Source organism: Pedobacter sp. GR22-10 (assembly GCF_026239715.1).
GTDB lineage: Bacteria > Bacteroidota > Bacteroidia > Sphingobacteriales > Sphingobacteriaceae > Pedobacter.
The window spans coordinates 1,336,031-1,350,244 of the sequence record NZ_JAPIVR010000001.1 but is presented as its reverse complement, the minus strand read 5'-3'; the positions used below and the strand labels follow the sequence as shown (position 1 = coordinate 1,350,244).

Genomic DNA, 14,214 nt, shown 5'->3' with positions numbered 1-14,214 from the left:
GAAACAGGGATGTTCAAAACTGCATATTAATTTGTTAAGTCCATGTTAATTCACACACAGGTTAACGTTAATTCATTATTTTTTTACCGGAGCCTTTACCACTTTTTTAACTACAGGTTCAACCTTCTCTTTTGCCTCACTTACTACATCTTTAGCCGTAACGGTTGCTTTTCTTGTTGATTTTTTAACGGTGCCTGCTGCCTGCTCTGTAGCTTCAGCAACCGCTTCTTTAGCCGATTCAATTTTTGGCTGAACAACTTTCGCTATATTCTTTACCGTAGGTTTCACTGCTTTAACTGGTTTAGCAATGGCCTTTTCTGCTTTTTCTTCTGTAGCGATGGCTGCAACCTTAACACTTTGTACCACTGGTTTGGCTTTGGCGACAGCTTTTTTAACCACTTTCGCTACACTTTTTTCTGCTTTATTTGCTGCCTTTGTTACCGGTGTCTTAATTTCGGCTGCTGTTTCTTTAGATGAATGAAGGATGCCATCAATTTTATGCCCAACATCGGCTTTAATTACCGTAAATTTTTTGGTTAATTTTTTTGCCACACGTTTGCTTGCTTTGGCCACTTCGGTACTAATCTCTGATGCATCATGGCCGAGGCTCATAATCACCTCTAAAAATTGAGCGGTTAACGATTGTTCTAATTGTTTCTTTGCATCTTTTTTAGTTACTTTTTGAGACTTTGCTTTAGTGGTTTTCATATTATTTTTCGTTTTTTTGTGAAACCGATTTATTTCTTTTTAAATCTACTAATTTTTTACTTTAAAGCTAAAACCATGCCTTCTTTTGATATTGTAAGTAAAGTTGATGCGCAGACTCTTGACAATGCCATAAACAATGCTAAAAAAGAAATATTGAACCGTTTTGATTTCAACGGTTCAAAAAGTACTGTCGATCTGGATAAAAAAACGAATATTGTAACCATTGTGACCGAAGATGATATGCGGTTAAAAGCGATAGAAGGTTCAATTATTTCCAGGATGATGAAGCAGAATCTTGACCCTAAAAGTATGGATTTTGGTAAGGAAACCATCGCTTCCGGCAATATGATCCGAAAAGAAATTACCATTAAGGAAGGCTTAGATAAGGAAGCCGCCAAAAAGGTAGTGGCGAAGATTAAAGCTAGTGGCTTAAAGGTACAGCCATCCATCATGGATGATCAGGTTAGGGTTACAGCAAAAAAGATAGATGACCTCCAGGCCGTAATTAGTTTATGCAGGTCTGAAGATTTCGATCAGCCTTTACAGTTTATCAATATGAGGAACTAATTTTAAACTGAGTACGTTTTCCGCTAATATCTGCGGGATAAATTGTGCTGATTAACGATCGTCATCGCGAAGCTGAAGCAATCTTACACGAAGAGACCGTAAAAAAGATTGCTTCGTTAGCTGAAAAGCCTTCCTCAGGAATGACGACGATTAAAGGTATCTTCGTACAGTATGGCTCTAGCCGACTGATTCTTTATTAATTTTTTTTTGAAAGAGATTGCTTCAGGCCATTGCCAATCCAAAAGAGGATTCATCTAGTGTGATCATTTTTGTAAGAAGGTTCCGCTACCGATCCTGTACCAGCATAGCAAACCTTTTCCTGCAACGCTTGTTAAGTTAAATATCAAAAACAAATAGATTAACATGAAAAAGATATTTATTTTATCAACGATAGTTGCAGCGTCCATGAGTTTTCAGGCTTGCCAAACCGCAGACAAGAAATCTTCTACCACAAAAGACAGCGTTAGCGGTGATACCACTATGGTTAATGGGAATCATGTTGCCGGATCGGAAGTGGTAGAATCCGGTATTGATGAGGCTGGTGCGAATTTCTTGAGAAAAGCCGCAGTGGGTGGTATTATGGAAGTGGAGGCCGCCAAAATTGCACAAAAAAATGCTTCAAGCCAGGAGGTAAAGGATTTCGCTGCGAAAATGCTGGAAGACCACACTAAAACCAATAAAGAACTAAAAGAATTTGCGGTTAAGAAAAAAGTAATCACACCTGATGCCTTACCTGCAGATGATCAGATTCATCTTGATGAGATGAAAAAAATTAAAGGTGCAGCATTTGATAAACATTATATGGGCATGATGGTTACCGATCATGAGAAAACCATTGCCTTATTTAAAGAAGGTATTTCCAATAAAGATTCTGGCCTGAAAACCTGGGCAACTAAAACACTGGCCACTATTGAACAACATGATGAGATGGCTAAAAAGATTGCCTTAGGTTTAAAATAACATTTGCCAAATGGCATGTATCAGAAAAATCCCAATTTACTTGGGATTTTTTTTTAATTATAAAGTTTGCAAAAAATCATTTTTAGCATAATTTATGTGAAAGAAAAAAATTAAAATTATCTTTCACCGTTTAAATCAAAAAAACACAAATGAATAAGAATAGAATTTTTAATGTGCTGTTAACTGGTGCATTTGTTATTGCGGTTCCTTTATTTGCCAGTGCGCAGAAGGCAAACTGGCAAAATCTTGATCTGAAAACCGATTCAACATTTGGAATCAGTACAGAGAAAGCGTATAAAGAATTGCTTAAAGGTAAAAAATCAACAAAAGTTATTGTTGCCGTAAATGATGGTGGTGTTGATGCAATGCATGAAGATCTAAAGCGCATCATGTGGGTAAATGCCAAAGAGATTGCCGGAAATGGTAAGGATGATGATAAGAATGGCTACATAGATGATATTCATGGCTGGAACTTTATCGGAGGTCCGAAAGAGTCTGTGAATTTTGAGACATTGGAACTCACCCGTTTAGTTCGCCGTGATCAGGCACGTTTTGCCAATACCACCGATGCTAACGTTGCAGAAAAAGATAAAAAAGACTGGGAAGCCTTTAAATCCATGAGGGCTGATCTGGAAAAACAACTGGCTGAAGCAAAACAAGGCCTGGCAGGGATTTCTGGTTTCAAAAATGCTCTGGATGGAGTGGTGAAGAAAATTGGCAAGGAAAACCCAACTGCCGAAGATTTCAAAAACTTCAAGCCTGCCAATGATATTGAAACACGTATCCAGGGAGTGATGCTACAGCAACTGGCAAGCGGCAGCTTTAAAGATTTTTATGAGAACCAGATTCAGGAAGGTGTGGATTATTACACCCGTCAGGCTAAATACAACCTGAATTTAGATTACAACCCAAGAGCGATTGTCGGTGATAATCCCGATAACCCTAAAGAAAAGTTCTATGGTAATAATGATGTAACCGGACCTGATGCCATGCACGGATCACACGTGGCCGGTATTATTGCGGCTGACAGAACCAATAATATCGGGATCATGGGTGTTGCCGATAATGTAGCCATTATGGGCGTAAGATGTACACCCAATGGTGATGAGCGTGATAAAGATGTAGCCAATGGGATCCGCTATGCAGTAGATAATGGTGCCAAGGTGATCAACATGAGTTTCGGCAAAGCTTATAGCTGGGATAAAGCTATTGTAAATGATGCGATGAAATATGCGGCTTCAAAAGATGTGTTGATTGTACAGGCTGCAGGTAATGAAAATAAAGACATCGATACGGAGAACAACTTCCCTAACCACAAGGATTTAGATGAGAAAACCATTGCCTCATGGATAACGGTTGGTGCATCTGGCCCGAAGGATGATGAAACATTAAAAGCAAGTTTCTCTAATTTTGGTAAAACGCAGGTGGATGTGTTTGCACCCGGCGTTAAAATCCATTCTACCGTTCCCGGGTCTAAATACAAGGATTTGGACGGAACCAGTATGGCCTCTCCTGTGGTTGCTGGTTTAGCCGGATTAATTCGTTCTTACTATCCAAAATTATCTGCTGCGCAGGTAAAGGAAATCATTGTAAAATCAGTAACGAAGGTTAACCACAATGTATCATACAAAAAAAGTGATGATGAAAATGCAGAAAATGTTTCTGTCCCTTTCTCTGATCTATGTATCAGTGGCGGTGTAGTAAATGCTTATGAAGCACTTAAATTAGCGGCAACATATAGTGGAAAATCATCTGCAAAATAAGTTCATCGCATAATAAAAGGGGCGGATTTTCTATTGAAATCCGCCCCTTTTTTCTTGAGGTTGCCCAATCAGAGCGGCACAACCATCAGTTACATTTAAGTTGAAGCCAGAATTTTATCAGGCGTAATCGGTAAGTTTCTGATTCTTTTCCCGGTGGCATTGAATACGGCATTGGCCACAGCGGCAGAAAAACCAATCAGTGCAATTTCACCCATTCCCTTAGCTCCCATCGGATTAATGTAAGGATCAGGTTTGTTTATAAAATGAACTTCAATTTCGGGAATATCTGCATTCACCGGCACATGATAGTCTGCAAAGTTATTGTTAATATACCTTCCATAGCGGTGATCAATAACGGATTCTTCAGTTAAAGCCATTCCAATCCCACCCACAGCACCGCCCACCATTTGGCTACGGGCTGTTTTCGGACTTACAATGGTTCCGGAATCGCCAACAGACACAATTTTATCCACTTTCACTACTCCGGTTAAGCCATGTACTTTTACTTTAACGAAATGAATGGAGAATGAATACATCGAATAAGCTTCCCTTTCTTTTCCTGCCTGGCTTTGCTTGGTCATTTCAACAGATGGCAAATTATTCTTTTTCAATACCTCCACAAAATTTGAGGTGGCATCCATATTCGCGTTAGCAGCTAACTCCGCTATAGTAGATTTCAACGCTACACAAACATCATTCACGGCTGAACCTACAGTAGAAAGCGTAGCAGAACCACCCTGACTTGGTGCGGGAGGCAGAGAAGAGTCGCCCAGTTCAAAAGTAATTCTATCGGCCGTAATATTCATTAATTTGCTGGCAATCAATGTCATGCCGGTTCCTGTACCAGGCCCGATATCGCTGGTTGCGCTTTGCAGTACTAAGGAGCCATCAGCTTTTAAAATTCCTTTCACGCTGGCTCTTCCCCTGTTGGCGTTAAAAACGCCTATACTTACACCATAACCTGTTTTCCATTGGCCTTCAATCAGGCTTCCAGGTTTATTTTTTCTTTCGTTCCAGCCAATTTTCTGTGCACCGATGCGATAGGCTTCCTTAATATTTTTATCGGAGAAGGGCAGATTTCTTTGCTGATCCCGCTCCGGATCATTTTTAATCCTGAATTCCAGCGGGTCCATATCCAGTGCATGTGCCATTTCATCTATTGCACTCTCCAATGCAAATGCACCTGTGGCTTCTCCAGGTCCGCGCATCCAGATGGGCACACCCAAATCCACCGGCACAACCGTGTACTGGGTATTCACATTATCGCACTGATACATAAATTTCGCCATATTCACCACCCCTTCAGTGAAATTCTCGTAAACGGAAGTTTCACCAAAAGCACGGTGTGTAATTCCTGTGAGCGTTCCGTCTTTTTTAGCCCCCAGACCGATCGTTTGAATGGCTGCAGGGCGATTCCCTACCATCGTAAACATCTGCATTCTGGTCAGCATCAGTTTAACAGGCTTCCCAAGATGTTTGGAGGCCATTATGGTTGCGATTTCTACCGGCCAGGTCCTCAATGCCATACCGAAGCCCCCACCTACAAATTCTGAATTCACCCGGATATTTTCATTAGGGATTTTAAAAACGTTGGCAATAGTGCCCTGAGTGGCCTTTACGCCCTGGGTTTTCGCATAAACGGTCAACTGATTGTTTGGTTGCCAATCGGCAATCATGCCATGCAATTCCATCGGGTTATGCGTTTCGATAGGCAAATGATATTTTTCCTCAATTTTAACTTCAGCAGTTTTATAGGCATCCTCTACACCACGTTTATAATCAGGCTGTCCCTGCAGTTTTTTGGCTTTAGCATCAGCCACAGCTTTATCAAAATCAGTATTAAATTGTTCTTTTGTATAGGTTGCCTCAACCAGTGATGCGGCGTAAGTAGCTCTTTCAAAAGTATTGGCAACCACCATGGCAATAGGTTGTCCGTTATAAAAGATTTTATCTGTATAAAAGATCTTCAGCGGAGAACCGCCATCTTGCTCATAACCTGGTGCCGATGGCTTATTTAAATGAGAAAGTACTGCCATTACCCCTGGGGCCTTCTCAGCAGCTTTTGTATTAAGCGTTGTGATCTTACCCTTGGTGATCGTACTGGTGACAAGTACACCATAGGTGAGCCCTGGAAGCGCGTACTCTGCAAAATATTTAGCTTTTCCCGTTACTTTGAATATTCCGTCGACACGGTCATTTTCATCTTTCAAAATTCTTTTTTCCATGATTAAGCCTTTGATGTTGCTACGGTTAACGCTTCTATAATTGAATTGGGTGTCATCCTGATTTTGAAATCATTTTCACCAAAGCCTTTTGCATCTTTCATCGCCAGTTTTGCGGCTTCTTCAAAATTGGTAACAGAAGCTTCTTTACCTTTGAGGAAGTTTTCTGATGCTGTTAAACGCCAGGGTTTATGTGCCACTCCGCCCATTGAAAGCCTCACTTCAGTAATTTTATGATCGGCTGAAATTTCTAATGCCGCTGCAACTGAAACCAGTGCAAAGGCGTATGATGCCCGGTCTCTCACCTTCAGGTAGTGGAAATTTTTAGCCAGTTGGTTAACTGGAATCTCCAATCTGATGATCATTTCATCAGCCTTTAAGTTATTGTCCAGCTGTGGCGTATCTCCTGCCAGGCGATGAAAATATTGAAATAATATTTTACGCTCTCCTTTCGGATTAGCCAGTACAACTATCGCATCTAAAGCAATTAGTGCCACGCACATATCACTTGGATGAACAGCAATGCATTTTTCTGATGTTCCAAAAATAGCATGCATCCTGTTGAAACCACCTATAGCCCCACAGCCCGAACCCGGCTGGCGTTTATTGCAGGGCATTTCAGTATCATAGAAATAGCCACAGCGGGTTCGCTGCATCATGTTTCCGCCAACAGTGGCCACATTACGCAACTGAGCAGATGCACCTGCATTTAATGCCATGGCCAGCAAGGGAAGTTTTTCTTTGATTAGCGGATGCTCCGCAACAGCCGTATTAGAGGCCAGTGCACCAATAATAATGGTATCACCCACCAGTTCGATTTGTTTCAGCGGTACATGGTTAATATCGATCAGTTTTTCTGGTGTAGCTACTCCACGTTTCATCAGATCAATGAGATTGGTACCACCAGCCAGGAACTTCGCATTTTTATCCTTTGATATTAAGCTCAGTGCAGATTTTGAAGTCGTTGTTCTTAAGTATTGAAAGTTAATCATATTTTGTTTTCTCCTTTCGATACTTCAACAATGGCATCAACGATATTAGGGTAAGCACCACACCTGCAAATATTTCCACTCATATATTCACTGATTTCTGAACGTGAATTTGTATGTCCTTCATTTACGCAGGCCACCGCCGACATAATCTGCCCGGGCGTACAATAGCCGCACTGGAAACCATCATGTTTAATAAAAGCAGCCTGCATCGGATGAAGTTCATCGCCATTAGCCAGGCCTTCAATGGTTGTGATTTTTTTACCTTCATTCATCACCGCAAGGCTTAAGCACGAATTGACCCGTTCTCCGTCCACATGCACCGTACAGGCTCCGCACTGGCCATGATCACAACCCTTCTTGGTACCGGTGAGATGTAGTTCTTCACGAAGATAATCCAGCAATGTAACCCGGGGCTCAACAGAAGCCTGGTAAGTTTGATTATTTACCGTAAGATTTAAGGGAATTCTTTCAAAAAGTTCGGCAAAACGTTCATCAGCCTGGCCTTCTGCCGCTTTTAAAGCTATTGTTGGAGTAAGGGCCACGGCAGTGATCAATGAGCTTTTTTTAAGAAAATCCCTCCTGCTGTTGCCCTGATTATTTTTAGAATCAGATGATTGCATAAAATATGTTTTGTAAAAATGGTGCAGTTTTAAATATCGGGAATATTAATCTTAAAATTACCCTCATCAGGAATTTAGAATAATTCTATCCGGTAATATTTATGTTTCGATGCGTCTTTGAATGTTCTGATCTTAATCCTGTTAAATATTAGATTGAAATCAACAGCCTTTCACCTGATGCTTAAAATTCAGAAAAAACTATTTGTTAAATGATTTCATAAAATCTGATACCATTTTCTATTTTTACCCAATGGAAGAGATGAAAGCACTGCCTGATTTATCTGCAGCAGAACAACGCGTATTAGGTTCACTGATTGAAAAAAGCAGAACCACTCCTGATTATTATCCCATGACATTAAACAGCCTGACTGCGGCCTGTAACCAAAAAAGCGCCAGAAACCCTGTGGTGAATTATGATGAAGAAACCATTACGCTGACCTTGAATTCACTTAAAATAAAAGGTTTAATTTCTACTGTAACAGGAGGTTCAAGCAGAACAATTAAATATAAACATAACCTTGGAATTGTATATCCGCTGGTGCCGGCTGCGCTTTCTATCCTGTGCCTGTTGATGTTGCGCGGACCACTGACACCTGGGGAAATAAACAGCAATGCTGCCAGGCTTTATGAATTTGACAGTATTGAGGAAGTTTTGGAGCAGTTGCAAAAACTCTCAGAAGAAACGCAGCCATTTGTTAAACAACTGCCTAAAAGAACCGGTCAGAAAGAAGCACGGTTTGTACATTTACTGGGAGACCAAGCCGAACCCCAGGAGACTGAACAGGCAGCTCCTCAAGCAACAATTTTCCAGTCCAATGAAGAACTGGAAAATCGTATTTCAAAACTAGAGCAAGAACTCGAAGAATTAAAAGAACTGGTTAACCTTTTAATGGATAAATAATTATCCTTCGTATTTTTTGAAAATTGTACTCGCCACATGACCACCGAAACCAAAGGTATTGTTAAGTACATAGTTGATCTCTTTTTTAATGGGTTCTGCAAGAACAATATTCAGACCTTGGGGGATTTTCTCATCCAGTTTTTCGGTATTGATTGTTGGCGGAATGATTCCATCCCTGATGGCCAATATACTGATCAGGCTTTCAACGGCACCTGCTGCACCCAGTAAATGGCCTGTCATTGATTTGGTGGCACCGATGATCACAGGTAAATTTCCGAATACTGTTTTTACCGCATTTAATTCACTAAGATCACCCAAACCTGTAGATGTGGCATGAGCATTAATATAATCAATCTTATCCGCTGTGATGCCTGCATCATGTAAAGCTTTTTTCATGCCCAATGAAGCACCTAAACCATCGGGAGGTGTTCCGGTTAAATGGTAAGCGTCGGCGGCCATTCCTCCGCCTACAATTTCAGCATAAATATGAGCACCACGATTGATGGCATGATCCAGCTCTTCCAGAATTAATGCTCCGGCACCTTCTCCCATTACAAAACCATCGCGTGTTTCGTCAAATGGTCTTGATGCCGTTTCAGGACTGTCATTTCTTTTAGAAAGTGCCTGTGCGGCATTAAAACCACCAACAGAAGCTTCAGTTATAGCTGCTTCTGAACCTCCGGCAACCATGATATTGGCTTTACCTAAGCGAATCGTATCAAAAGCACTGATAATAGCCGTATTGGAGGAGGCGCAAGCCGAAACCGTGCAATAATTTGGCCCGCGGAGTTTATGACGGATAGAAACCACTCCTGCAGCAATATCAACAATCATTTTCGGGATAAAGTACGGATTAAATCTTGGTGTCTTATCGCCCTGGTGAAATTCGGCCAGCTGTTGCTCGAAGGTAGAAATCCCTCCATTTCCGGTAGCCCAGATAACCCCGACTTCTGCAAGCTGATCATCTGTCATGATAGTAAAATCCAATCCTGCATCGGCAATGGCCTGATCAGTTGAGGCAACTGCATACTGCGTAAATAAATCGTACTTTTTAATTTCCTTCTTTTCAATAAATGAAGTGGGGTCAAAGTCCTTTACCTCAGCAGCAAAATGGGTTTTAAACTTGCTGGTGTCAAACTTAGTGATCGGACCCACTCCGCTTTTGCCAGCTAAAATATTTTTCCAAAAGCTATCTATCGTATTTCCAAGTGGGGTTATGGCCCCTAATCCAGTTACAACTACTCGTTTCATTCTATTTTTTTTAATTTTCTCCTGTGTACAGGTAAGGCATCAATCTAAAATTTCAATGCAATGGTTTTTACTTAACGCCGCAAAGGTGCCAATTCCTGTGCTTATTTATGGTATGTAAAGCGTAAAACTTCTTAACCGCCTGAAGCAACTGATCTTTTAGTATCCAATCATACTTTTCTACTCGTATTCATACATCTAAAGCCGCTAAAGGTGATTGCCTGAACAACTCATAAATTTTGCAGTATCTCCAACACGAATTTCAAACTCATCTTTTTCGAGTGCACTTATAAACGCATCAGCAACTATAGTGGGTTTGATGCCATGGTGACGATTCTAAATGGTACAGATCATGAATACTGCGGTTATTAGTTTGAATTTTGTAACTTTGTCACATGAGTACAATTGAAAGCCTTGAACAATTCTATCAGAATAAATTTGATTTCCTCCCTGATAATCTGCAGAAAGATATGGGCCATTTCAATGTCTTTAAACTGGAAGACTGTCTTGGGGATGATAAACCACCTATGAATTATAGTCGGAGAGATTTTTATAAAATTGCATTGAACAGGGGGCATAACATTTATCATTATGCTGATAAAAGCGTAGAGATTAACGGCACGGCTTTAATGTTTTTTAATCCGCAGGTACCTTACACCTGGGAGCTCGCAAGCGGAAACATTGCTGACGTACGTGGTTACTTCTGCATTTTTACTGAGGCTTTTTTTAACGAAAAAATGCGTGGCCATATTGGAGATTTACCCATGTTCGCTTTGGGTGGAAAGCCGGCTTATGTATTAGATCAGCAACAGGATCAACTGATTTCATCTGTTTTTGAGAAAATGCTGGAAGAGATCAATAGTGATTATATCTACAAATATGACCTGTTGAGAAATTATACCACCGAAATCACACACTTTGCACTTAAAAGCAATCCTTCAGAAGCCTTATATAAACATCCCGATGCCAACTCACGGATTACGGCTGTTTTTACCGAACTTCTGGAGCGGCAATTTCCGATTGAAAATACTTCGCAGCGGCTTACCATGCGTTCTGCAAAAGACTATGCCAGGCAACTTTCTGTTCATGTGAATCACCTGAACAGGGCAATTAAGGAAACTACCGGACGTACAACCACACACTATATTTCAGAGCGTTTACTTAGCGAAGCAAAGGCACTACTTAAACATACCGACTGGAATATCGCCGAAATAGGCTATTGCCTTGGTTTTGAAGAACCTACTCATTTTAATAACTTTTTCAAAAAATTAACCAACCATACCCCTACATCCTTCCGGATTGTTTGAATTTCGTAATCATCAGTTTGAATCCTGTAATACCATCATGTCATTCTTGCTGTAATTTTGTCTTAACAAAAAGGATAAAATTATGGGAATTAAAAAAGTTTGGTTTGTAACAGGTGCATCTAAAGGATTAGGACTAAGTTTAGTGAACCAGTTATTAAAGGCGGGTCAATCCGTTGCGGCAACTTCCAGAAATGTAAACGACCTGATTGCTGCAGTACACTCAAATGCTGAAAAATTTCTCCCGTTGTCAGTAAATCTGGGAGATGAGCAAAGTGTTGAACAGGCTATAAAAGCTACGGTTAAACACTTTGGAAGAATTGACATTGTCATCAACAATGCCGGCTATGGCATTGGCGGCAGTATTGAGGAACTTACGGATGAAGAAACCAGAAACAGCTTTGATGTAAATGTTTTCGGAACCTTCAATGTCATCAGAAAAGTAAGTCCTTATCTAAGAGTGCAACGATCCGGTCATATTATTAATATTGCTTCCATTGCAGGCATTGCGGGTGCCACCGGCTGGGCAGTTTATTCAGCAGCAAAAGCAGCGGTAATTGCTCTTTCAGAAGTATTGGCTGAAGACCTGAAAGCATTCGGTGTAAATGTTACCGTTGTGGCACCAGGTGCTTTCAGAACAAGTTTTCTCACATCCGAATCACTGGTATTGACAAAAAATCCGATTGCCGACTATGAAGATGTTCGTGCCGTGCATTCCAGATATTTAAAAATGGATGGTGAACAGGTCGGTGATCCTGAAAAAGCCGCTGCAGCAATGATATCACTGGCAAGTATGCCAACCCCGCCTGTTCATTTACTTTTAGGGAATGATGCTTTGCAACGGGCAACTACAAAAACTGACGCACTGATAAAAGAATATCAGGATTGGAAGGCAATAACAATTTCAACTGATTTTGATTAATCAGCAACCATCACCATTTATAAAAATTTAAACACAAAACTCATGGAAAATAAAAAAGTATGGTTTGTTACAGGTGCTTCAAAAGGACTTGGACTTACATTAGTAAAAAAATTATTAAGCCGCGGTGAACACGTTGCTGCAACTTCCAGAAACATCGCTGATCTGGAAAAAGCTGTCGGAAATCATGAACACTTTCTGCCTCTTTCAGTTAACCTGATTCAAGAAAGCAGCGTGGAGGAAGCCATAAGCCAGACCATTAGCAAATTCGGACAACTGGATGTAGTGGTTAACAATGCCGGCTATGGAATGCTTGGCGCATTGGAAGAGTTAAGCGACCAGGAAGCCCGTGAGAACTTTGATGTAAATGTTTTCGGCTCTCTAAATGTGATCAGAAAGGCATTGCCACAATTAAGAAAACAAAAATCAGGGCATATATTCAACATCTCCTCTATTGGTGGCTTCTCAGGCAATTTTCCTGGTTTTGGAATTTACTGTGCGACTAAATTTGCCGTGTCAGGATTTACAGAATCACTTGCGGCAGAGGTTAAATCATTAGGCATTAAAGCCACGGTGGTTGAACCGGGTTATTTCAGGACCGAGTTCCTGACGTCAGGCTCACTGGCAGTTCCGGCAAATCCGATTGATGCTTATAAGGAAGTTCGTGAATCGCAAGCTGCGCACCAAAATGACATCAATAACCAGCAACCCGGCGACCCGTCCAAAGCCTGCGAGGTAATCATTGCAGCTGCAGATAGCGAAAACCCACCTTTACATTTATTTTTAGGCCCCGATGCTTATGCCGTTGCAAATACCAAGATTGCCGACCTACAGAAAGATATGGAAGACTGGTATTCGCTGGCAACCGCAACTAATTTTGATGAGGTCAAAGTATAAACCAACACCATTTTAATTCATGATCAGGAAGGGACAGTCATATCGCTTCCTGATTTTTTCAACTTTCTTAATTTAAGTTTGCCAGCTTGCTTTTTAATTCCGCTTCTGTAAATGTCTGTTCGCAGAAACGCCTGACTTTTTGATTTACAAATAAAGTTGCGGGTATGGCACCTGACCATTTTTCATCAATCCTTTTGATATACTGTTGCTGATCTGGCTCATTTAGAAGGAAAACTTCTGCCTGAATATTATTTTTTTGCACAAATGGAATTACCGCTCTTTCTAATTTTGATTTAAAATCCAGACTGACCAGGAGTACCTGCACTGGTTTCTTTAAATTGGCCAGCCGTAACTTTTCAAAGTGAGGCAATTCATCAACACAAGGTGCGCACCAGGTCGCCCAGAAATTAATGACATAAGTGGTATCCTTTCCGTTGCTGAGGCGTTTATCTAAATCATCTAATGTCAGCAAATTTACCTGAGCATCAGCTGAATAGGTGATGATTAATAAACAAAAGATAATAATAATGCGCATGTTTTGTATTAAGCTATTGGAGCCAGGTTATTCACATGGCGTAATCAGAATTGATTAAGACAATATTTAGTTTACTGAGCCTGATTTCACCAGAACTCTTTGATAAGCCGGTAAATTTAAATCATCTACAATTACCCCGCGGTTTGTACTCGCGTGTACAAAAAAGCCATTATTTAAATACACGCCAACATGATCAACATTATTTCCGCCAAAGGAGAAAAACACCAAATCGCCTTCCTTTAAATTGTCAATGCTTTTATGTTTAATTACACTGGCCTGGTCTCGTGATACCCGTGGCAGCGTTACCCCGTAGATTTCTTTCTCCAGTAAAAATGCAAAACCTGAACAATCAACACCACTTTTATCCAACCCGCCAAAACGATATTTTACGCCTGTCCAATCGGTTATAAATCTATAGAGTTGCTTACTTTTTAAATTGGCCATCGCATCGGCAGCTTTTGATGCTTTGGTATCACTTTTAACGGTATATTTTCTCGAGCCGCAAGCTGTTATGATTAAGGAGAACATTAAAATTAACCAGAAAGAGTACTTCGTTTTCATCATATCGTTGTTATCTG

The 14,214-nt window shown here is 40.6% G+C and carries 14 protein-coding genes; 7 read left to right on the top strand and 7 right to left on the bottom strand.

What is annotated here, in order from left to right; genetic code table 11:
- Positions 1-75 precede the first annotated feature (75 nt).
- Positions 76-708, bottom strand: a complete 633-nt coding sequence (locus OQX64_RS05770; RefSeq protein WP_265818007.1) for a hypothetical protein — start codon at positions 706-708, stop codon at positions 76-78.
- A 75-nt stretch (positions 709-783) separates the two neighbouring features.
- Here OQX64_RS05770 and OQX64_RS05765 point away from each other — a divergent pair, with 75 nt between their 5' ends.
- The 3 genes from OQX64_RS05765 to OQX64_RS05755 all read left to right on the top strand — a co-directional run bounded on the left by OQX64_RS05765 (position 784) and on the right by OQX64_RS05755 (position 3,998).
- Positions 784-1,275, top strand: coding sequence for a YajQ family cyclic di-GMP-binding protein (locus OQX64_RS05765; protein ID WP_088301825.1), 492 nt, complete (start codon positions 784-786; stop codon positions 1,273-1,275).
- Positions 1,276-1,638: 363 nt separating this feature from the next.
- Positions 1,639-2,235, top strand: coding sequence for a DUF4142 domain-containing protein (locus OQX64_RS05760; protein ID WP_265818006.1), 597 nt, complete (start codon positions 1,639-1,641; stop codon positions 2,233-2,235).
- A 149-nt stretch (positions 2,236-2,384) separates the two neighbouring features.
- The gene (locus OQX64_RS05755; RefSeq protein WP_088301619.1) at positions 2,385-3,998 is read left to right on the top strand and encodes a S8 family peptidase; all 1,614 of its coding nucleotides are present in this window, start codon (positions 2,385-2,387) and stop codon (positions 3,996-3,998) included.
- Positions 3,999-4,093: 95 nt separating this feature from the next.
- Here the strand turns inward: OQX64_RS05755 and OQX64_RS05750 are convergent, their stop codons facing one another.
- Genes OQX64_RS05750 through OQX64_RS05740 form a run of 3 tightly spaced genes read right to left on the bottom strand, consistent with a single transcriptional unit; the run spans position 4,094 to position 7,832 of the window.
- Positions 4,094-6,223, bottom strand: a complete 2,130-nt coding sequence (locus tag OQX64_RS05750) for a xanthine dehydrogenase family protein molybdopterin-binding subunit (RefSeq protein ID WP_265818005.1) — start codon at positions 6,221-6,223, stop codon at positions 4,094-4,096.
- Positions 6,224-6,225: 2 nt separating this feature from the next.
- Positions 6,226-7,212: an FAD binding domain-containing protein gene (locus OQX64_RS05745; RefSeq protein WP_265818004.1), complete on the bottom strand. Its 987-nt coding sequence runs from the start codon at positions 7,210-7,212 to the stop codon at positions 6,226-6,228.
- Positions 7,209-7,832, bottom strand: a complete 624-nt coding sequence (locus OQX64_RS05740; RefSeq protein ID WP_265818003.1) for a (2Fe-2S)-binding protein — start codon at positions 7,830-7,832, stop codon at positions 7,209-7,211. Before OQX64_RS05740 ends, OQX64_RS05745 begins: the two co-directional genes overlap by 4 nt.
- A gap of 250 nt (positions 7,833-8,082) precedes the next feature.
- On the opposite strand from OQX64_RS05740, the gene OQX64_RS05735 reads away from it, so the two are divergent.
- Positions 8,083-8,733: a YceH family protein gene (locus OQX64_RS05735; protein WP_265818002.1), complete on the top strand. Its 651-nt coding sequence runs from the start codon at positions 8,083-8,085 to the stop codon at positions 8,731-8,733.
- Here OQX64_RS05735 and fabF read toward each other — a convergent pair whose 3' ends face one another.
- Complete coding sequence (gene fabF / locus OQX64_RS05730; protein WP_265818001.1) at positions 8,734-9,984, bottom strand: beta-ketoacyl-ACP synthase II; 1,251 nt, start codon at positions 9,982-9,984, stop codon at positions 8,734-8,736.
- 392 nt (positions 9,985-10,376) lie between these two features.
- Between fabF and OQX64_RS05725 the strand changes: the two genes are divergently transcribed.
- The 3 genes from OQX64_RS05725 (at position 10,377) to OQX64_RS05715 (ending at position 13,101) form a co-directional block, all read left to right on the top strand.
- Positions 10,377-11,288: a helix-turn-helix domain-containing protein gene (locus OQX64_RS05725; RefSeq protein WP_265818000.1), complete on the top strand. Its 912-nt coding sequence runs from the start codon at positions 10,377-10,379 to the stop codon at positions 11,286-11,288.
- Positions 11,289-11,370: 82 nt separating this feature from the next.
- Positions 11,371-12,207 (top strand): SDR family NAD(P)-dependent oxidoreductase, encoded by an 837-nt coding sequence (locus tag OQX64_RS05720; RefSeq protein ID WP_265817999.1) that lies wholly within the window; start codon positions 11,371-11,373, stop codon positions 12,205-12,207.
- Between the two features lie 42 nt (positions 12,208-12,249).
- The gene (locus OQX64_RS05715) at positions 12,250-13,101 is read left to right on the top strand and encodes an SDR family oxidoreductase (protein ID WP_265817998.1); all 852 of its coding nucleotides are present in this window, start codon (positions 12,250-12,252) and stop codon (positions 13,099-13,101) included.
- A 67-nt stretch (positions 13,102-13,168) separates the two neighbouring features.
- Here OQX64_RS05715 and OQX64_RS05710 read toward each other — a convergent pair whose 3' ends face one another.
- On the bottom strand, positions 13,169-13,636 hold the full coding sequence (locus OQX64_RS05710; protein ID WP_265817997.1) for a TlpA disulfide reductase family protein: 468 nt from the start codon (positions 13,634-13,636) through the stop codon (positions 13,169-13,171).
- Positions 13,637-13,702: 66 nt separating this feature from the next.
- Positions 13,703-14,200, bottom strand: a complete 498-nt coding sequence (locus OQX64_RS05705; RefSeq protein WP_265817996.1) for a C40 family peptidase — start codon at positions 14,198-14,200, stop codon at positions 13,703-13,705.
- Between the last annotated feature and the right edge of the window lie 14 nt (positions 14,201-14,214).